At 66.1% G+C, this 18,729-nt stretch carries 23 protein-coding genes; 8 read left to right on the top strand and 15 right to left on the bottom strand.

The window, feature by feature from the left end:
* Window positions 1–176 precede the first annotated feature (176 nt).
* The gene (locus G332_RS0101990) at window positions 177–1,232 is read left to right on the top strand and encodes a porin (protein WP_019625326.1); all 1,056 of its coding nucleotides are present in this window, start codon (window positions 177–179) and stop codon (window positions 1,230–1,232) included.
* A gap of 240 nt (window positions 1,233–1,472) precedes the next feature.
* Here the strand turns inward: G332_RS0101990 and G332_RS0101985 are convergent, their stop codons facing one another.
* Window positions 1,473–2,882, bottom strand: coding sequence for an AmpG family muropeptide MFS transporter (locus tag G332_RS0101985; protein WP_019625325.1), 1,410 nt, complete (start codon window positions 2,880–2,882; stop codon window positions 1,473–1,475).
* A gap of 18 nt (window positions 2,883–2,900) precedes the next feature.
* Window positions 2,901–3,674, bottom strand: a complete 774-nt coding sequence (locus G332_RS0101980; protein WP_255414578.1) for an exodeoxyribonuclease III — start codon at window positions 3,672–3,674, stop codon at window positions 2,901–2,903.
* A 114-nt stretch (window positions 3,675–3,788) separates the two neighbouring features.
* On the opposite strand from G332_RS0101980, the gene pyrE reads away from it, so the two are divergent.
* Window positions 3,789–4,424 carry an orotate phosphoribosyltransferase gene (gene pyrE / locus G332_RS0101975; protein ID WP_019625323.1) on the top strand — a complete coding sequence of 212 codons (636 nt, stop codon included), beginning with the start codon at window positions 3,789–3,791 and terminating at the stop codon, window positions 4,422–4,424.
* Between the two features lie 42 nt (window positions 4,425–4,466).
* On the opposite strand, the gene G332_RS0101970 is transcribed toward pyrE, so the two are convergent.
* The 13 genes from G332_RS0101970 to soxY all read right to left on the bottom strand — a co-directional run bounded on the left by G332_RS0101970 (window position 4,467) and on the right by soxY (window position 13,825).
* A complete protein-coding gene (locus tag G332_RS0101970; RefSeq protein ID WP_026340516.1) occupies window positions 4,467–4,823 on the bottom strand; it encodes a cupin domain-containing protein in 357 nt (118 codons plus the stop codon).
* Window positions 4,824–4,831: 8 nt separating this feature from the next.
* Window positions 4,832–6,382 (bottom strand): 2,3-bisphosphoglycerate-independent phosphoglycerate mutase, encoded by a 1,551-nt coding sequence (gene gpmI, locus G332_RS0101965; RefSeq protein WP_019625321.1) that lies wholly within the window; start codon window positions 6,380–6,382, stop codon window positions 4,832–4,834.
* Window positions 6,383–6,830: 448 nt separating this feature from the next.
* Window positions 6,831–7,970 carry a twin-arginine translocase subunit TatC gene (tatC, locus tag G332_RS0101960; protein WP_019625320.1) on the bottom strand — a complete coding sequence of 380 codons (1,140 nt, stop codon included), beginning with the start codon at window positions 7,968–7,970 and terminating at the stop codon, window positions 6,831–6,833.
* The gene (gene tatB / locus G332_RS0101955) at window positions 7,967–8,617 is read right to left on the bottom strand and encodes a Sec-independent protein translocase protein TatB (RefSeq protein ID WP_019625319.1); all 651 of its coding nucleotides are present in this window, start codon (window positions 8,615–8,617) and stop codon (window positions 7,967–7,969) included. The genes tatC and tatB overlap by 4 nt, the downstream gene beginning before the upstream one ends.
* A 42-nt stretch (window positions 8,618–8,659) precedes the next feature.
* Window positions 8,660–8,950 (bottom strand): twin-arginine translocase TatA/TatE family subunit, encoded by a 291-nt coding sequence (tatA, locus tag G332_RS0101950; RefSeq protein ID WP_019625318.1) that lies wholly within the window; start codon window positions 8,948–8,950, stop codon window positions 8,660–8,662.
* A gap of 118 nt (window positions 8,951–9,068) precedes the next feature.
* Window positions 9,069–9,437 (bottom strand): phosphoribosyl-ATP diphosphatase, encoded by a 369-nt coding sequence (locus tag G332_RS0101945; RefSeq protein WP_019625317.1) that lies wholly within the window; start codon window positions 9,435–9,437, stop codon window positions 9,069–9,071.
* Window positions 9,434–10,228, bottom strand: coding sequence for an imidazole glycerol phosphate synthase subunit HisF (gene hisF / locus G332_RS0101940; RefSeq protein WP_019625316.1), 795 nt, complete (start codon window positions 10,226–10,228; stop codon window positions 9,434–9,436). The genes G332_RS0101945 and hisF overlap by 4 nt, the downstream gene beginning before the upstream one ends.
* 1 nt (window position 10,229) lies before the next feature.
* Window positions 10,230–10,961 carry a 1-(5-phosphoribosyl)-5-[(5-phosphoribosylamino)methylideneamino]imidazole-4-carboxamide isomerase gene (gene hisA, locus G332_RS0101935; RefSeq protein ID WP_019625315.1) on the bottom strand — a complete coding sequence of 244 codons (732 nt, stop codon included), beginning with the start codon at window positions 10,959–10,961 and terminating at the stop codon, window positions 10,230–10,232.
* A 10-nt stretch (window positions 10,962–10,971) separates the two neighbouring features.
* Complete coding sequence (hisH, locus tag G332_RS0101930) at window positions 10,972–11,628, bottom strand: imidazole glycerol phosphate synthase subunit HisH (RefSeq protein ID WP_019625314.1); 657 nt, start codon at window positions 11,626–11,628, stop codon at window positions 10,972–10,974.
* An 11-nt stretch (window positions 11,629–11,639) separates the two neighbouring features.
* Window positions 11,640–12,233, bottom strand: coding sequence for an imidazoleglycerol-phosphate dehydratase HisB (gene hisB, locus G332_RS0101925; protein WP_019625313.1), 594 nt, complete (start codon window positions 12,231–12,233; stop codon window positions 11,640–11,642).
* A gap of 134 nt (window positions 12,234–12,367) precedes the next feature.
* The gene (locus G332_RS0101920; RefSeq protein ID WP_019625312.1) at window positions 12,368–12,739 is read right to left on the bottom strand and encodes a hypothetical protein; all 372 of its coding nucleotides are present in this window, start codon (window positions 12,737–12,739) and stop codon (window positions 12,368–12,370) included.
* Window positions 12,740–13,023: 284 nt separating this feature from the next.
* The gene (soxZ, locus tag G332_RS12605; RefSeq protein WP_038059476.1) at window positions 13,024–13,308 is read right to left on the bottom strand and encodes a thiosulfate oxidation carrier complex protein SoxZ; all 285 of its coding nucleotides are present in this window, start codon (window positions 13,306–13,308) and stop codon (window positions 13,024–13,026) included.
* A 46-nt stretch (window positions 13,309–13,354) separates the two neighbouring features.
* Window positions 13,355–13,825: a thiosulfate oxidation carrier protein SoxY gene (gene soxY / locus G332_RS0101910; RefSeq protein ID WP_019625310.1), complete on the bottom strand. Its 471-nt coding sequence runs from the start codon at window positions 13,823–13,825 to the stop codon at window positions 13,355–13,357.
* A gap of 289 nt (window positions 13,826–14,114) precedes the next feature.
* On the opposite strand from soxY, the gene G332_RS13635 reads away from it, so the two are divergent.
* The 6 genes from G332_RS13635 to xerC are packed head-to-tail and all read left to right on the top strand — an operon-like array spanning window position 14,115 to window position 18,681.
* Window positions 14,115–14,246: a lipoprotein gene (locus tag G332_RS13635; RefSeq protein ID WP_196800035.1), complete on the top strand. Its 132-nt coding sequence runs from the start codon at window positions 14,115–14,117 to the stop codon at window positions 14,244–14,246.
* Window positions 14,247–15,536: a diaminopimelate decarboxylase gene (gene lysA / locus G332_RS0101900; RefSeq protein ID WP_019625308.1), complete on the top strand. Its 1,290-nt coding sequence runs from the start codon at window positions 14,247–14,249 to the stop codon at window positions 15,534–15,536.
* Complete coding sequence (locus G332_RS0101895) at window positions 15,533–16,207, top strand: trans-aconitate 2-methyltransferase (protein WP_019625307.1); 675 nt, start codon at window positions 15,533–15,535, stop codon at window positions 16,205–16,207. Before lysA ends, G332_RS0101895 begins: the two co-directional genes overlap by 4 nt.
* Window positions 16,207–17,043 (top strand): diaminopimelate epimerase, encoded by an 837-nt coding sequence (gene dapF / locus G332_RS0101890; protein ID WP_019625306.1) that lies wholly within the window; start codon window positions 16,207–16,209, stop codon window positions 17,041–17,043. Before G332_RS0101895 ends, dapF begins: the two co-directional genes overlap by 1 nt.
* Complete coding sequence (locus tag G332_RS0101885; protein ID WP_019625305.1) at window positions 17,040–17,777, top strand: DUF484 family protein; 738 nt, start codon at window positions 17,040–17,042, stop codon at window positions 17,775–17,777. Before dapF ends, G332_RS0101885 begins: the two co-directional genes overlap by 4 nt.
* A complete protein-coding gene (xerC, locus tag G332_RS0101880) occupies window positions 17,749–18,681 on the top strand; it encodes a tyrosine recombinase XerC (protein WP_019625304.1) in 933 nt (310 codons plus the stop codon). Before G332_RS0101885 ends, xerC begins: the two co-directional genes overlap by 29 nt.
* The last annotated feature ends 48 nt before the right edge of the window (window positions 18,682–18,729 follow it).

Here is an 18,729-nt window from a genome sequence, read left to right as displayed (position 1 = left end):
GGTATGCCAAGAAAGCGTTGCAAAAGAGCAACGATATGCTAAATTCGCGTGGCTTGTTTACAACGAATTAGATTTTGCTTATAAATAGCACTGCGCAACGTCCCGGACGCCTGCCGGATGCGCCCGGGAGCGTCGCGGACAGCCGCCAAAACGCCTTACCATCAAGAGGATTCGCAATGAAAAACACGACCCGCTGGACCCTGGCGCCCCTGTCCGGTGCCGTTACCCTGGCCCTGCTCCTGGGCCCGAATGCCGCCTTTGCACAGCAGGAAGGTGCCGGCGGCGTAGAGTTCGATTTCTACGGTTCTCTGCGCCTGCAGTATGAAGCGGCCGACCCGGAAGGCGTCGACAGCTATGACGGTTTCCGTGACGCCTATTCGCGCATGGGCTTTAACGCCAACTACGAGGTCAACCCGGACCTCAACGCCTTCGCACAATTGGAAGTGCCGATCGATCTCGCCAACGGCAAGATCCAGGATCCCTTCAACGGTGAAGATGAAGATATCCGGATCGGCAAGGTCGGGCTCAGCGGGGCCTTCGGTACCGTTGCATACGGCCGCGACTGGCTGCCGTACTACAACGCCATCGCGTTCCCGGTGGACATGTTCTACTCCTACCAGAGTGGCTTCGCGACCTACACCACGTTCCGCGAAAGCAACAGCGTGATGTACTACTCGCCGGACCTCAACGGCTTCTCCTTCGCCGCGTCCTACAGCGCGAATGCCGGGAACAATGACGCCTCCGGATCTCCGGACGACCGCTACCAGCTGACCGGTTCGTACAGCTTCGGTGACACGACGCTTTCGATCGGGGTCGACGATGCCAACGGCGTAGCAAACACCCGAATCTGGGGTGTCTCGGCGATGCACAGCATGGGTCCGTGGGCCATGGGCGCGAAGGTGGAGTACATCGACAGCGACCAGGACGCCGGCACCTTCGGCGACGACGGGGATATTGCCGCCAATATCTATGCGTCCTACACCATGGGTCAGCATGTCTTCCACGGCACCTACGCCAATGTGGATAACTATGGTGAAGACGTCTTCCACCTGGGCTATGCCTTTAACTGGATGGACGGCCTGACCCTGTTCGCCGAGTACTACTACGAAGAAGAATCCACCGGCGCCGTGCCGGAACTCAAGGCCCGCGACACCGGGAGCGACCCGGCCGGCTTTGGCCCGGGTGACGGCAGCAACAACGTGTTCATGGTGGGTATGCACTACAGCTTCTAATCCCGCCAACCCGGAAGCACCATCAGCCCGCACCTTTCGGTGCGGGCTTTTTTGTGCCCATGTGAACGCGTGGTACATACCGTCGGGCCAGGAACCTGGCGAGTTCCAAGCGGGTCCGTATGCGGATACCTAAGAGCGATCCCCTGTTCCGCTCTTCTCGTTACCTTCCACTTGCCGCACACCTCAACAGCCCGACTCTCGTTCTACGTTCGCACTGCTCGTCCATAACCGGCAGGCTTGCTAGTCGCGAGCGGGGGATTCCGTAGCGGCCGGGCGGCCGGGCTGGGGCATGTGGTCGGGGTTGGCACAGCGCATCAGGGCCAAGGCGAGCAGGATGGTGGGGATGCCGATGAGGGCGGAGCTGGCGAAGAACCAGAACCAGCCGATGTGTTCGGCGAGTACGCCGGTGAAGCCGGCGAGGAACTGCCCCGGCAGCGTCATGATGGAGCTGAACAGGGCGTACTGGGTAGCGGTGTAGGCGCTGTTGGTGAGGCTGGAGAGGTAGGCGATGAACACCGATATGGCCATGCCCCCGGACAGGTTGTCGGCCATGATGGCGAACACCAGCCCGTAGGTCTCCGGTCCCAGGGTCGCCAGCCAGGAGAAGGTCAGGTTGGTCAGCGGGGCCAGGATTGCGGTGGCAATGAGCATGCGCATGATGCCGAAGCGCACCACCAGCAGGCCACCGAGGGCCGCGCCGGTCAGGGTCATGGCCAGGCCGAAGGCCGCGGCGATGTTGGCGATCTCGTCCTTGGTGAAGCCGATGTCCAGATAGAACGGATTGGCCATCACGCCCATGAAGATATCGCTGATGCGGAACACGGCGATGAAGGCGATCACCACCAGGGCGGTCTTTCCGAAGCGCTGCCAGAACTCGACGAACGGGCAGATCACCGCCCCGATGAACCAGGCCTTCAGGCCGCGCCACCAGCCCGTATCGGAGGTGTTGTTGAGGTAGTGGACCACGCGGTCCTCAAGTCGGGCCGTGGCGGAGTCGCGCCGGGCCACCTCGGGCTCGCGGACGATCAGGGTACAGATCACGCCCACCAGCATCAGCGCCGCCATGGTGGCGTAGGACAGACTCCAGCTACCGGCCGCGGCAATATGCAGCGCCCCGGCCCCGGCGGTCAGCAACGCCACGCGGTAGCCGAACACGTAGGCGGCGGCCATTGCGCCCTGGCGCTCCTGGCTGACGGCCTCGATGCGGTAGGCATCGATGGCGATGTCCTGGGTCGCGGCCCCGAAGGCGGTCAGCACGGCCCAGACAGCGACCAGCCACAGCTGCTCGGTGGGGTCGGTGAAGGCAATGCCGAACAGCCCCAGCATGATGGTGGCCTGAGCTGCCAGCATCCAGGCCCGCCGGCGCCCGAAGATTCGGGTCAGGAACGGCAGCGGCATCCGGTCCACGATCGGGGCCCAGAATACCTTGATGCTGTAGGCCATGCCGACCCAGGACAGGAAGCCGATGGAGGCCAGCTCGACGCCCAGGTCGCGCAGCCAGGCAGTGAAGGTGCCGCCGGTCAGCAGCAGCGGCAACCCGGCGGCAAAGCCCAGAAACAGCATCCCGATGACCCGCGGGTGGCGGTAAACCGCCAGCGCCGCACGCCAGTCGCGGCGCGGAGGCCGCTGCGCTTCGGCGGCTGTGGTCATGCGCGGCACAGACCCCGGTCAGGGCTGGTAGTCATAGTCGATCCAGAACGGCGCGTGATCGGAGAAGCGATCGGCGGTGTGGATGTACGGATCGCGCGCGGTGGCGGCGATGCCGGGGGTCGCGATCTGGTAGTCGATGCGCCAGCCGACATTCTTGGCCCAGGCCTGGCCCCGGTTGGACCACCAGGTGTACTGCTTGGGACGCTCGTCCAGGCGGCGGAACACGTCGACCATGCCGATCTCGTCGAACAGGTGATCCAGCCAGGCTCGCTCCTCGGGCAGGAAGCCGGAGTTCTTGCGGTTGGACCGGTAGTTGGTGAGGTCGATCTCCTTGTGGGCGATGTTCCAGTCGCCGCAGATGACCCATTCCCGCCCGTCCTGCATGCGTTCGGCCAGCCAGGGGCGGAAGAACTCGAGGAAGCGCCACTTGGAGTCCTGGCGATGATCGCCGGAGGAACCCGAGGGCAGATACAGCGACACCACCGACAGGTTGCCAAACCGCATCTCGGCATAGCGGCCCTCGTTGTCGGCCTCCTCGAAGCCGATGCGGGTGATCACCTCATCCGGCTGGCGGCGGCTGTACAGGGCTACGCCGCTGTAGCCGGGCTTGACCGCGTCGACGTAGGCGCAGTGGTGACCGGGCGGGTGGAACGGCTCGCCCTGGATCTGATGGATCTGGGCCTTGGTCTCCTGGATGCAGACCACATCGGCCGCGGTGGACGGGAGCCAGTCGAAGAAGCCCTTGCGGGCGGCGGCACGGATGCCGTTGGCGTTCATTGAGAGTATGCGCATGGCGGGGAACAATACCCGTGCGCGCGGGCGCGGAAAAGGCCCCGGGACCGCACGGCTGCCGAAGCCGCGGGCGGGTGTGTCAGAATACGACGTTTCATGACCGGAGCCGCCCCGATGACCGCCCACGCCTTTCTGGAATACGCCCTGCAACGCGATGTCCTGCGCTTTGGCGAGTTCACACTGAAGTCCGGGCGCATCAGCCCCTACTTCTTCAACGCCGGGCTGTTCAACCGGGGTTCCGATCTGGCGCGCCTGGGCGAATTCTATGCCCGCGCCATCGTCGATTCCGGCGTCGAGTTCGATCTGGTCTTTGGTCCTGCGTACAAGGGCATCCCACTGGCGGCGGCAGTGACCGAGGCGCTTTATCGCGATCACGGCATGGACCGCCCCTGGGCCTTTAACCGCAAGGAGGCGAAGGACCATGGCGAAGGCGGCAATATCGTCGGCGCGCCGCTGGCCGGGCGCGTGCTGATCGTGGACGACGTGATCACCGCCGGCACCGCCATCCGCGAGTCGGTGGACCTGATCCGTGCAGCAGGTGCCACGCCGGTGGGCGTGGCGATTGCCCTGGACCGCGAGGAACGCGGGCGCGACGAGCGCTCGGCCATCCAGGAGGTCGAGGCCGAACTGGACCTGCAGGTGATCCGCGTCGCGCGGCTGGGCGATCTGGTCGCGATGCTCGAGGCAACCGGGCGCGCGCCGGAGCACCTGGACGCCCTGCGCGCCTATCGCGCCGAGTACGGCGTTTAGGCGGCCTCGCAATGGCGCGGATAACGCCGCGGTAGCCGGGGACTAGAGAAGCTCGGTGTCGTCGTGCGAGTACGCCGGCGAACAACTGCACAGGATGTGCAGCGGCTCCGTGCCGTTATTGCGGATGTTGTGCGGGGTGCCGGGCGCAATGCAGACCGTATCGCCCGCCGTCACCGTGAAGGTCGTGTCACCCAGTCGCATCTCCCCCTGACCGCGTGTCACGTGGTAGAGCTCCTCGGTGCGCGCATGACGGTGCAGCAGCGTGGCAGTACCCGGCTCCACCACGGCCTCGGCCAGGCTCTGGGCCGCGTTGCCATGTGTAGCCGGGTGCATCAGCTCACGAATCTCGGAGCCATCCTTGGTCTCGAAGGCCAGGATCTCGCGGTAACGTGTGTGCATCATCGCGCTCACGCCGATTCCGGGACTTCCTCGAGCAACAGGCTGCGGCCGCCCATGGCCGCAGGCTTGGGCACGCCCATCAGCTGCAGCACGGTCGGGGCGACATCGGCCAGCCCGCCGCCGGTGCGCAGGCGCCAGCGCTGCGTATCGGTGATCATGCACATCACCGGATAGATGGTGTGCTGGGTGTGCGGGGCGCCGGTCACCGGGTCGATGTATTCGTCGCAGTTGCCATGATCGGCGGTCACGATCGCGGAATAGTCGAGCTGCTTCGCCGCATCCAGTACCCGCCCGACCTCACGGTCCAGGGTCTGAACGGCCTCGATCAGGGCCTCGCGCTTGGCGGTGTGGCCCACCATGTCGCCATTAGCAAAGTTGACGAGGATGAAACCGTAGCGCCCGCTCTGCATCGCCTCGATGGTCTCGTCGGCTACCTGCCTGGCGCTCATCTCGGGCTGCTCGTCATAGGTATCCACCGAGGGCGAGGGCACCATCACACGCTGTTCTCCGGCGTAGGGCGCTTCCTTGCCACCGTTGAAGAAGAAGGTCACGTGGGCATACTTCTCGGTCTCGGCGCAGTGGAACTGGGGGATGCCGGCGGAGGCGATGGTACTACCCAGCGTGGTCGACGGGCGCTCCGGCGGGAAGGCAATCGGCGACAGGAAACGGGGGTCGTACTCGGTCAGGCAGGTCTCCGACACCGGGTGGTAATCACCGCGATCGAAGCCGTCGAAATCGTCCATGCCCAGGGCAGCCGTCAGCTGCCGCGGCCGGTCGTTACGGAAGTTGAACAGGACGCAGACGGCGTCCTGGCCCAGCGGCGCACCGCCGTTCACGATTCGGGGGTTGATGAACTCGTCGTCTTCGCCGGCGGCGTAGGCGGCCTCGATGGCCTCGCGCGCCGATGCGACGGGTGCGCCCTCGGCATAGGCAATCGCGCGGAATGCCTTTTCGGTTCGCTGCCAGCGCTTGTCGCGGTCCATTGCGTAGTAGCGCCCGCACACGGTGGCGATCCCGCCGCCGGCATTCGCCAGCTCTTCCTCCAGCGGGTCGAGATAGTTGAGGGCCGAACGCGGCGCAGTGTCCCGACCGTCAGTGATCATGTGCACCATGGGTCGAGCGCCTTCACGCTGGCAGATCTCCACCAGCGCGCGCAGGTGACGGATATGCGAGTGCACGCCTCCATCGGAGACCAGACCGATCAAATGCAGCGGCTGGTCCTTCGCGACCGCGGCGCGCGCGGCGCTGACGAGCGCGTCGTTTTCATAAAAGCTGCCATCGGCAATGGAGTCGTCAATCCGCACCAGGTCCTGATTGATGACGGTACCTGCACCCAGCGTCAGATGACCGACCTCGGAGTTGCCCATCTGGCCATCGGGCAATCCCACCGCGCGTCCACAGGCATCCAGTGTGGTGTGGGCGTGGGAGGACAGGTATTCATCCAGCCGCGGCGTATCGGCCTCGGCAAAGGCATTGTTCAGCTTCGCGGGGTTTACACCCACCCCGTCCATGATGATCAGCAGGACGGGGCGGCGGGGGGTCGGGCGCGGGTCTGCCATCGCGGGTTCTATCCCTGGGTCAATGAATTACCCGCGCATTTTAGCAAGTTCCGATGAGCGAAGGGCGACCCTGTACACCCGGGTGCGCGTTACGGAAACACGGCTCCGTGTTTCTCCGGGAGCCTGTCGGGTTGGGGCGATCGTCGCGGGCGTGGGGCGGGAGAGCGGAAAAGGGGCCCCTCTCCCGCACGCGCAGCAGATCCGCCCAGGGAGACGCTGATTGAATCGCACGTCCGCGCTCGAGTCGCTTTTGCGTGCGTTTAATGCGCGGTGACGGCCGTGCAGTCATTCTGCTACAGGTGAACCGCAACGCCGTGCGCGCGCCCGTGCTTGATCAACAACGGGCGGGTAGAACCACTACCCGCTGCACGACACGTCTTGTCTCGGATCGCTTGTCTCCAAAAACTGGCGGGCACCCACGCGGACCTGCGATTCAATCAGCGTCTCCCTAGCGATCGCGGCCCGGGTCGGTTTCCGGTGACGCGGCGTCGCCCCCATGGTCGGCGCCCTCATGGCGACCAGGGTCCCGACGCATCTGGCGCTGACGCCGGAGCTCTGCCTGCTCTTCCTCGATGCGGTCGAGCTCGGCATCCATCTCGTCATCGGTCAACGGGGTGTAGCCGGTGCGCGCCGCGGCCGTCGTGGTCGCTTCACGGGAAGGCGAGGCCGAGGCCCCGGCGCCCGAGGCCGCAGCAGCCCTGGCGTCGGAGCCACCACCGCCACTGCCGCCACTGCCGCCACTGCCGCCAGCAGGAGGCTGGCTGCCACCCCCCGGGCCATCGTCATCCGGTCCATCAGGATCGGCGCCGCTGGCGTCCTCCGCGTCGGTCCGCCGCCGGGCCTTCTTGCGTTCCATCATCCGCGACAGGATCAGACCCACCTCGAACAACAGCCACATCGGCAGCGCCAGCAGGGTCTGCGAAATGATATCCGGCGGCGTCAGGACCATGCCCACCAGGAACACGCCGACGATCACGTAGGGCCGTTTCTGGGCCAGCTTTTCCGGGGTCGTCGCGCCCATCGAGACCAGCAGGATGGTGGCCACCGGCACCTCGAAGGCGATGCCGAACGCGATGAACAACATGATCACGAACGACAGGTATCGCGAGATGTCGGTCATCACCGACACCCCTTCGGGCGCCGTCGCGGTGAAGAAGGCAAAGATCAGCGGGAAGACCACGAAATAGGCGAAGGCCATGCCGAGATAAAACAATGCGGTCGAGGACGCGACCAGCGGCAGGGCCATGCTTTTCTCGTGGGCGTACAGGCCCGGCGCCACGAAGGACCAGAGCTGATAGAGCAGATACGGGATACTGATGACCACCGCCAGCAGCAGGGTCAGCTTGAACGGGATCAGGAACGGCGCGGCCACGTCGATCGCGATCATGCTGGTGCCTTCCGGCAGATGCTGCATCAGCGGACCGGCCAGCCAGGTATAGATCGGGTTGGCGAACGGGAACAGGACCAGGAACACCACCAGGATGGCAATGAACATCCTGAGGATGCGATCTCGCAGCTCGATCAGATGCGAGAGCAGGGTCTCGGTCGCCTCCGGACTCGGCTCGTCCCCCGGTTTCGTCTGGCTCATGAGTGCTTGTCGGGGGTGTGGTCGTCGGTTGCAGGATCAGCCTTGCCGTCAGCCTCCGCCCCCGGCGCAGTAACAGCCGGGTCCGGGGTCCGGCGCGCGCGCACGGCGGGCTTCTTCGGTTTCGGGCGCTGGCCGTCTGCGGCACGTGCCTTCTGGTCGGCGGCGAGCGCCGGGTCGTCGGTCATCAGGTTACCGTCCAGGCTGCCCCGGGTCGGCACGCGACAGGGTTCATCGGAATCGGCAGCATCGGCATCCGTATCGGCATCGCCCGCGCGCCCGGCGCCCTGGCCCTCCGCCGGGGCCTTCGGGTCCGTGTCGGAGCGCGCCTTGCGCGGCGTGGACGTGCCCTCGAGATCTTCGCGCAGGCCGCGCTCGGTATGTTCGATATCCTCGCGCAGGCTGGTCTCGGTCTCGTCCATCATGCTTTTGAGCTGACGGATCTCGCGGTCCTGACTCTTGAGCATGTTGCGCAGCTCGTCGGTCTGCAGTTCCTGTTCAAAATCGGAACGCACGCTGTGCACGAAACGTCGGGTCTTGCCGACCCAGCGCCCGATTTCGCGCGCAAGACCGGGCAGGCGCTCCGGCCCGACGACCAGCAGCGCCACCAGTACGATGATGATGATTTCCCAGAAGCCGATATCGAACATGGGCTACCGCCGCTCACCCGACCGCCACGCAGGCATCCGGCCTCAGGACTTCTTGTCCGACTGCGAGGCTTCGGAGTCCTGCTGGCCGCTCTTCTTCACCTCGGCATCGACCACCCGGCCGTTGTCTTCGGTCTGATCTTCGACCTCGCGCGGCTCGCCGTTTTCACCGTCCTTCTTCTCGTCAGCGTCCGGGTCTTTGACGGCCTGGCGGAAATTTTTCATCGCCGAGCCGATATCGCCGCCCATGTTGCGCAGCTTCTTGGTGCCGAACAGCAGTACGACGATCAGAAGAATAATAAGAAGCTGCCAAATGCTGATGCCACCAATACCCATGAACTCTGTCTCCGGTTACTCAACTTTGCGTGAGAGCTTTGCGTTAGCCTGAATGGGGGCAGACCCGTAATCAACAACGCGGCTCTAATTCAGGAAACGCTGATTGATCAGCGCTTCTCTAATGGTCGGATCGGCGCCCGCTGGTTTCCCGTGCCGCCTTTTCGGCAACTCCGGACAGGCCGAAGCGGCGTGCCAGTTCATCGAGGACGTCGTCGGGGTGCCGCCCGCGCGCCACAAGAACCACCAGGGCATGAAACCACAGGTCGGCCATTTCCGATACCAGGGCATCGGTGTCGTCATTCTTGGCGGCGATCAGCGCCTCGGCGGATTCTTCGCCCAGTTTCTTCAGCATCTCGTCCAGACCGCGGGCATGGAGCCTGGCCACATAAGACTGTTCCGGGTCGGCCTGGCGGCGTTGCTCGATGACCTCGGCGAGCGCGGACAGGACCTCGACACCAGCGCCGCCCGGGGCTTTCGAGACGCTCATGCCGCGACCAGCCCGGCGTCGTTGGGCCGCACCGGCACGCCGGCTGTCACCATGGCGTCCTTGGCCTCGCCCACCGTGTGCTGACCAAAATGGAAGATGCTGGCCGCCAGCACTGCATCGGCGTGGCCCTCGGTGACGCCCTCGACCAGGTGCTGCAGCTCGCCGACACCACCGGAGGCGATGACCGGGATCCCGACCGCATCACTCACGGCACGGGTCAGGGGCAGATCGAATCCGATGCGGGTACCGTCGCGATCCATGCTGGTCAGCAGGATCTCGCCGGCCCCCAGGGCCTCCATGCGCTGCGCCCACTCGACCGCATCCAGACCGGTTTCACGGCGCCCTCCATGCGTGAAGACTTCCCAGCGCGGCGGTTCATTCCCCTCACTCACCTGCTTGGCGTCAATCGCGACCACGATGCACTGGCTGCCGACCCAGTCGGCGGCCTCGCGGACCAGCTCGGGGCGATGCACCGCCGCGGTGTTGATCGACACCTTGTCGGCGCCGGCATTCAGCAGACGCCGGATGTCCTCCACCGCGCGCACGCCCCCGCCAACGGTCAACGGGATGAAGACCTCGCTCGCGACCGCCTCGACCACATGCAGGATGGTGTCGCGGTCGTCGCTGGAGGCGGTGATGTCGAGAAAGGTGATTTCGTCCGCGCCCTGTGCGTTGTAGCGGCGCGCAATCTCCACCGGGTCGCCGGCATCACGGATGCCGACGAAGTTGACGCCCTTGACCACACGGCCGGCGTCCACGTCGAGACAGGGGATCACGCGCTTGGCAAGCATTTCAGGCTCCGGAGGCCGCCTTGCGGGCCATTTCCAGGGTAAACGCGCCTTCGTACAGGGCTCGCCCGACGATTGCGCCGGTGATGCCCTCGTCCTCGCAGGCAGCCAGGTTACGGAGGTCATCCAGCGAGCTGATGCCGCCGGAGGCGATGACCGGCACCCTTACGTTCGCGGCCAGGCGCGCCGTCGCCTCGACGTTCGGGCCTTTCATCATGCCATCACGACTGATGTCGGTGTAGACGAATGCGACCACGCCGTCGGCCTCGAAGTGCTGGGCCAGGTCGATCACGTCGTGGTGGGACAGCTTCGACCAGCCATCCACGGCCAGCTTGCCGTCTTTTGCGTCCAGCCCCACGATGATGCGCCCGGGAAACTCCAGGCACAGATCGTTCACGAAGTGCGGCGCGCTGACCGCGCGAGTGCCGATGATCACGAACTCGACACCGGCATCGAGATAGGCCTGGACCGTGTCTTCGTCACGCACGCCACCGCCGATCTGGATCGGCAGATCGGGGAAGGCCTCGGCAATGGCATGCACCGCGGCGGCATTGCGCGGCTGGCCGGCGAAGGCGCCGTCCAGATCCACGATATGCAGGCGTTCGGCACCAGCATCCACCCAGCGGCGGGCCATCTCGACGGGATCTTCGCCGAACACGGTGGAATCCTCCATCTTGCCCTGGCGCAGACGGACGCACTTCCCTTCCTTCAGATCGATGGCGGGGATGACCAGCATTCTCGACTCCTCACGTGGTGCCGGGACCGTCTCCGTCCCAGCGCAGAAAGTTGTGCAGCAGACGCAGCCCACAGGCCGCACTCTTTTCCGGGTGGCACTGCATGGTGAACAGCGAGCCCCGCGCCAGTGCCGAGGCAAAGGTCTCGCCATAATCGGTACGCCCGGCGACATCCTGCGCGTCCGCCGGCTGGACGCGATAACTGTGCACGAAATAGAACCAGGGCGTCGCGGGCAGGCCATGCCACAGCGGGTGCTCGCCCGCGGGCATCACCCGGTTCCAGCCCATGTGCGGAATCTTCAGGCGCCGCCCGTCAGCCCCCTGCATATCGGGAAAGCGGACAACCTCGCCCGGCAGGAGCCCAAGCAGATCAACCCCACCGCTCTCCTGGCTGTGCTGCATCAGGATCTGCTGGCCCAGGCACAGGCCGAGGAAAGGGCGATCCGCCGTCAGCTCCGGGAGGAGCCGGTCCAGCCCGCGACGCGCAAGCGCCTGCATCGCGTCGCCGGCCGCGCCCTGGCCGGGGAAGACCAGGCGGTCGGCCGCACACAGCACGTCCGGGTCATCCGTCAGCAGGATGCGCTGGGTACCGGTGGCCTCGTGCTCCAGCGCACGGACCACCGAGTGCAGGTTGCCCATGCCGTAGTCGATGACGGCAACAGTTTCCATGGCCGGGCCCTTTACAGAGTGCCCTTGGTGGAAGGCATCAGGCCCACCGAACGCGGATCCATTTCCGCCGCCACACGCAGGGCCCGTCCGAAGGCCTTGAAGATGGTCTCGGCAACATGATGCGCATTGTTGCCGCGCAGGCAATCGATATGCAGTGTCATCCAGCCGTGGTTGACCAGCCCCTGGAAGAATTCGTGAAACAGGTCAACATCAAACTCGCCGATATGCGAGCGGCGAAAATCAGCGTGCATCTCCAGCCCGGGCCGACCGGAAAAGTCGATCACCACGCGGGACAGCGCCTCGTCCAGAGGCACATAGGCATGGCCGTAACGGCGAATGCCCTTCTTGTCGCCCAGGGCCCGGGCCAGCGCCTGTCCCAGGGTAATGCCGATGTCCTCCACGGTGTGGTGGGCATCGATGTGCAGGTCGCCTTCGGCACGCACATCCAGATCCACCAGGCCGTGGCGCGCCACCTGGTCCAGCATGTGATCGAGGAATGGAATGCCGGTCTCGAGGTGGCTTTTGCCGGTACCGTCGAGGTTCAGCTCGACGGCAATCCGGGTCTCCAGGGTGTCGCGGCGGACAGATGCGGTACGTTCAGTCATGTTCCGGTTCGGGCACGGTAAAACGCCAGTGTAGCAAGGCTGGCGCCCGCCCGGTATGCGACCCGCGCGGATACCGGGGTCAGCGCACCCCGAGGGAGAGCCGCCGCAGGCCGGGCAAACCCGGAAAGCGCTGTTTAGCGCTGCAGCCGCGGACCCACCAGCAGGGCCTCCGGCACCGCATCGCGAATGGCCGCCGGCAGCTCGCTGCAAAGCCCCGGGCGCGCGCAGAGGGAAACCCACAAGGTGTTCAGCTTCAGGTTGAGCTCGACGAACACCACGTCACCACCGTACCCGCTCAGTACACGCTCGATGGCAAGGGCACGGGCATGGATCTGGTCCCGCGGGCGCTGACGCAGGCCGGGAATGAGCATCATGAAGTCCGCCAGGCGCCGCCCCTGGGCGTCCCTTTTCGGCAGCCGTTGCCACAACGGCTGGTGGGGCTCCAGCAACAGGGCCGGGCGCGGGGATGTCTCGGGGGCGGGGGAAGCGGGGGCATCGGGGACCATGGCATGCCTCACGAAAAGACCTCTCTCGAGTGTAGGCCACAACTACGCCGCACGGGTGCAAGGACACGGTCGGATGAGGGATTGATCTGCGGCGCACGCCGGGAGGGCGGCCCCTTGTCCGCTATCTCCCGGTACCTCGTACCTGCCGTGCGCCTCGAGAGACCGAAAAAGGCCTCGCTCTCCTGCCCTGCGCTCGCGCCGACCGCCCCAATCCGACAGATCCCGGGCACAAAAAAGCCGGGGACCAGCCCCGGCTCTTCCACAAGGGGCGTAACCCCCGTGTTTTAGCGAACTTCGACTTCGCTCGAGTCGGATTCGCCCTTGTTGTCCTTCCAGGTGATGGTGACGGTGTCGCCGGAGGCGCCGTCGATCTCAGCCTGCAGGAACGGGTTGCGCGAAACGGTGAACTGCCAGTTGGCGGTAAGGGCCGTCGTGCCGTTACGCTTGATTTCCACGGTCTCGATGAAGTGCGGGCCACCGTCATCTTCCGGGACCAGCATGTCGTGGCTCATCAGCGCACGAATATTGATAACGCCGTTGCTTTCCTGGGCGCGAACTCGAATAGACATATCTTAAATCTCCAGTAGTGTTCGGATCAGCGATTCGGGTCCGGCGTTAGCCGCCGCAACCACCGACCGTGACCTTCACTTCTTGAACCGTCTTGTACCAGGAGTCCCCGGACTTCGCGACGGCGATCACGTTGGAGGACTCACCCATGCGGATACGACCGGAGATGTTGGCGTGCGCGCCATCACCCAGGACGTAGTGGGCGGTCAGCGGCTGGTTGTTGAGCTCAACGAACACGGCCATTTCGGTCACGTTGTCCATGCCCGTGGAGATCGAAACCGGAACCACGGCGCCGTTTTCGGCGATTTCCGGGGCGCTCAGTTCGACATCGCCATCCGGCACGTCGCTGGAACCGGTGACGGCTTCCATCGCAGCGGCAATACCTTCGGCGGCGAAGGCTTCGGACGGCCAGGCGGCCAACAGCTTGCTCGGAGCCAGCAGGCCGGCGCCGACGGCAACACCGACGGTACCGGCAGCGAGGGTGCCTTTCAGGAAGACACGGCGCTTGGTGCTAATCATGGAGATCTCCTCTCATCTTGTTGGATCAGTTCCGGAACATTCCGGCGGCGTTCCTCGCGGCAGAACCGACGTGACGCCTAGTACTCTTGACGGCATCCAGCAGGGTTGTATTCCCTGCGGACCGAGCTCCGCAGCAGACCCGTTACACGGGACCTTTGCGAAATCTTGCACCGTGATCGTCGCAGGCCTGCCTGAATCATGGATGAACAAATCCACCCGGGACCTGAAGACAACGGGGTATCAATGGCACACTACCCCCTTTGATGCAATGCAACCCCGGACGTGCACCATGTTTTCCTGCAAGGCCCAATGGCTCCTGATCGCCGTCGTTATCGTGCTCGGCACCATGCAGATGCTCGCCTCCTGCGGGCAGAAGGGCGATCTCTTCCTGCCCGATGACGAGGCAACCGAGGAGCGCTAGATGGACTACTTCGACTTTCACGGCGACACCCTCTACTGCGAAGGCGTGGCGCTGGACCACCTGGCTCAGCTGGTGGGCACACCGGCCTACGTGTATTCGCGCGCCACGCTGGAGCGTCACTATCGCGCCTTCAGCGAGGCGCTGATCGGCACGCCGCACCAGGTCTGCTTCGCGGTGAAGGCCAACTCCGCGCTGGGGGTGCTGAACGTGCTGGCGCGCCTGGGCGCCGGCTTCGACATCGTCTCCGGTGGCGAACTGGAACGCGTGCTGCGCGCCGGCGGCGACCCGGCGAAGGTGGTGTTCTCCGGCGTCGGCAAGACCGCGGCCGAGATGCGCCGGGCACTCGAGGTCGGCATCCACTGCTTCAACGTCGAGTCCGGCCCGGAGCTGGAACGCATCGAGGCCGTTGCAGCCGAGATGGGCGTGACCGCGCCGGTCTCGATCCGCGTGAATCCGGACGTCGACGCCGAGACCCATCCCTATATCGCCACCGGCCTGCGCGAGAACAAGTTCGGCGTCGCTATCGAAGAGGCGCCGGCGCTGTATGCCCGGGTACGTGACAGCCAGCACCTGGAGGCCACCGGCGTCGATTTCCACATCGGCTCGCAGCTGACCCGGATCGATCCGTTCACCGATGCCCTGAAACGCGTGCTGGCGCTGGTCGACCGACTGGCTGCGGACGGCATCGAGCTCGAACATATCGATGTCGGCGGCGGACTGGGCGTGCGCTACCGCGACGAGACCCCGCCGGAACCGGACGCCTGGGCCAGCGCGCTGCGCGAGGTGATGGGCGAGCGCCCACTGAAGGTGCTGCTGGAGCCGGGGCGCGCGATCGCGGCCAACGCCGGCGTGTTCCTGACCCGGGTGGAGTACCTGAAGCACACCGAGGCCCACGACTTCGCGATCGTCGACGGGGCAATGAACGACCTGCTGCGCCCGGCCCTGTACGGCGCCTGGCAGGAGATCATCCCGGTCGTGCAGCGCAAGGACACCGAGCCCCGCACCTACGACATCGTCGGCCCGGTCTGCGAGACCGGCGACTTCCTCGGCCGCGAGCGCGAGCTGGCCCTGGCCGCGGGCGACGTGCTCGCCGTGCGCTCGGCCGGGGCCTACGGCTTTGTGATGGCCGGCAACTACAACTCGCGCCCGCGCCCGCCGGAGATCATGGTCGACGGCGACCACTTTCAGATCATCAACCGCCGCGAGCAGATCGATCACCTGATGATGCGCGAGAGCATGCTGCCCCGGGATGCCGAAGACGACGCTGCACCCGGGAGCGTGCACCCGTGATCCCGCGCCGCCCGGAACCGGAGCTGATGCTGGAGCCGGACCAGGCCCGTGCCTATGCCGAGGCCGACTTCGCCGCCCCGCACGAAGGTTTCGTGGACGCCTTTGCCGAGGCCTTCCCCGGCCCGGTCAGCGGCCCCGTGCTCGACCTCGGCTGCGGGCCGGGCGATGTCTCCCTGCGCTTCGCCGCGCGCTATCCGGCCTGCGAGGTGGACGGCCTTGATGGTGCGCCCGCGATGCTGGCCGCCGGCAAAGCCCTGATGGCCGGCCACCCGGCCGCACGGCGCGTCAATCTGGGCGAAGGCTGCCTGCCCGAGGCGCGCGGTCCGCGAGCCCCGTATGCCACGATCATCAGCAATTCCCTGCTGCATCATCTGCATACACCCGCGGCCCTGTGGCAGGCCATCCGCCGCGATGGCACGCCCGGCGCGGCCGTGTTCGTGATGGACCTGCGGCGGCCGGACTCGGAGGCCGCGGTCAAGGCCCTGGTTGCACAGTACGCAGCCGACGACCCGGAAGTACTCCGCCGCGACTTCGAACATTCCCTGCACGCGGCCTTCACACCCGACGAGGTGCGCGAACAACTGGCCGCTGCCGGGCTCGACGGCTTTACCGTACATGTCGCCTCGGATCGGCACATGATCATCTTCGGACACCTGCCGGAAACGCCCTGATGCGCCTGGAGTTCACCAAGATGCACGGGCTGGGCAATGACTTCGTGGTCATCGACGGCACGCGCCAGGCCGTCCGCCTGGACGAGGCGACGCTGCGTCATCTGGCGGATCGCCACTTCGGCGTCGGCTGCGACCAGGTCCTGCTGGTGGAAGCCCCGGACGATCCGGAGCAGGCCCTGTTTCGCTACCGCATCTTCAATGCCGACGGCTCCGAGGTGGAGCAGTGCGGCAACGGCGCGCGCTGCTTCGCCCGCTTCGTGCGCGAGCAGGGCCTGACCGCGGCCCGCGAGATCCCGGTGGAGACCCTGGGCGGGCGCATCGTGCTGCATGTCGAGGACGACGAGCGCGTGCGCGTCAACATGGGCGCCCCGATATTCGCGCCCGAGCGCATCCCGCTGCGGGCCGAGCGCGAAGCCCCGGCCTATACCCTGCAGGTTGAGGGCCACCCGATCACGCTGGGCGCGGTATCCATGGGCAACCCGCATGCCCTGATCCTGGTGGACGACGTCGCGCGCGCCCCGGTGGCGGAAATCGGCCCGGTGATCGAACGCCACGAGAGCTTCCCGCGCCGGGTCAATGTCGGCTTCGCGCATGTGCGCGACCGCGCCCACGTCGACCTGCGGGTGTTCGAGCGCGGGGTCGGCGAGACCCTGGCCTGCGGCTCCGGTGCCGCGGCCGCGATGGCCATCCTGCGCCGACGCGAGCTGGTCGACGCAGACGTCGAGGTCTCGCTGCCGGGCGGGGTCCTTGTGCTAAGCTGGAGCGGACAGGCCGAGGCGCCGGTTTGGCTGACCGGGCCGGCCACCACGGTATTCAACGGCTGGATCGATCTATGACTGGGCAACCCTCCAACGCCTCCACTGGCACCAAGGCCGCCAGGCCACGGGCGACGGACAACAACACCAGGGCCATCACCGAGGCCGACGTCGAGACGTACCTGCGCGACCACCCCGATTTCTTCCAGGACCACCTGCCATTGCTGGATATCCTGCGCCTGCCGCACCCCAGCGGCGCGGCGGTCTCGCTCGTGGAACGCCAGGTGAGCCTGCTGCGCGAAAAACACCGCGCGATGGAACAGCACATGGCCGAGCTGGTCGAGCGTGCCCGCGATAACGAACGCATGGGCCAGCACCTGCATGAACTGGCCAAGACCCTGATGCGTGCCGAGAACCTCGATGCGGTACTCGCGCTGACCCAGGACGCCCTGCGCAACGAGCTGGGCGCCGAGCGCGTCAGCATCCGCCTGGCCGATCGCGAGGTCGACCCGCTGCACGCACTGGACAGCAGCGACCTCGCCACCTTTGACCCGCTGTTCGCCCGCGGCAAGGCCCAGTGCGGACGCGTGCCGGCGGAGATGCTGGATGTCCTGTTCGACGCCGCCGAGGGCATCGGTTCGGCGATCCTGATGCCGCTTGGCACCGAGAGCGACCGCATTGGCGTGCTCGGCCTGGCCAGCGAATCGGCCGACCGCTTTCAGCCCGACATGGGGACCTATTTCGTCACCCATATCGGCGACCTGCTGGCCGAATCGATCCGCTGCCATGTTGAGCGGACCCACGCCGCGGCCTGACACGGCGGCCGGGGGCGCGCAGGATGCAGATATCACGGAATTTCTGCGCCACCTGAGCGACGTTCGCGGCCTTTCGCCGCATACCCTCCAGGCCTACCGGTGTGATCTGACGCAGCTGCGGCGCCTGCACACGGGTCCATGGTCCGAGCTGAAGGCCGCAGACATGCGGCGCATCGCCGGACAACGAGCGCGTGAAGGCCGTCATCCGCGCTCCATCCAGCGCTTCCTGTCCGCCGCGCGCGGATTCTTTGCCTATCAGGTCGAACACCGGCGCATGGCGGCGAATCCGGCCGCCGGGCTGCGCGGACCACGCGCGGGGCGCGCCCTCCCGCGCGACCTCGACGTGGATCAGACCCAGCAGGCCCTGACCACCAGCGAGGGGCCGGACCCGGTCCTGGCGCTGCGCGACCAGGCCATGCTGGAACTGCTGTACTCTTCCGGCCTGCGCCTGTCGGAACTCACCGGACTGGATCTGACCGATCTCGACCTGGACGCGGGACTAGTGCGGGTGCTCGGCAAGGGCCGGCGCGAGCGCAGCGTGCCGGTGGGGCGCAAAGCGCGCGAGGCCCTGCGCACCTGGTTGCGGCACCGGGGGGACTGGGCAGCGCCGGACGAGCGGGCGGTCTTCGTCAGCCGTCGCGGCCCGCGCATCGGCAACCGCGCGGTGCAGCGCCGCGTCGCCGAGGCGGGACGCCGCGCCGGGCTGGACGTGCGCCTGCACCCGCACCGGCTGCGCCATGCGTTTGCCAGCCATCTGCTGGAATCCAGCGGCGACCTGCGGGCCATCCAGGAACTTCTGGGTCACGCAAACCTTGAAACCACCCAGATCTATACCCATCTCGACTATCAGCACCTGTCAGAGGTGTATGATGCCGCGCATCCGCGGGCCCGCCGGAGCCGCTGATTCGCTCGCGGCCAAACCCGGGCAGCTACACCACGCCCCCGACACACA

The organism is Thioalkalivibrio sp. ALJT, assembly GCF_000381825.1.
Taxonomy (GTDB): Bacteria; Pseudomonadota; Gammaproteobacteria; order Ectothiorhodospirales; family Ectothiorhodospiraceae; genus Thioalkalivibrio.
This window is presented reverse-complemented; position numbering and strand designations above follow the sequence as displayed.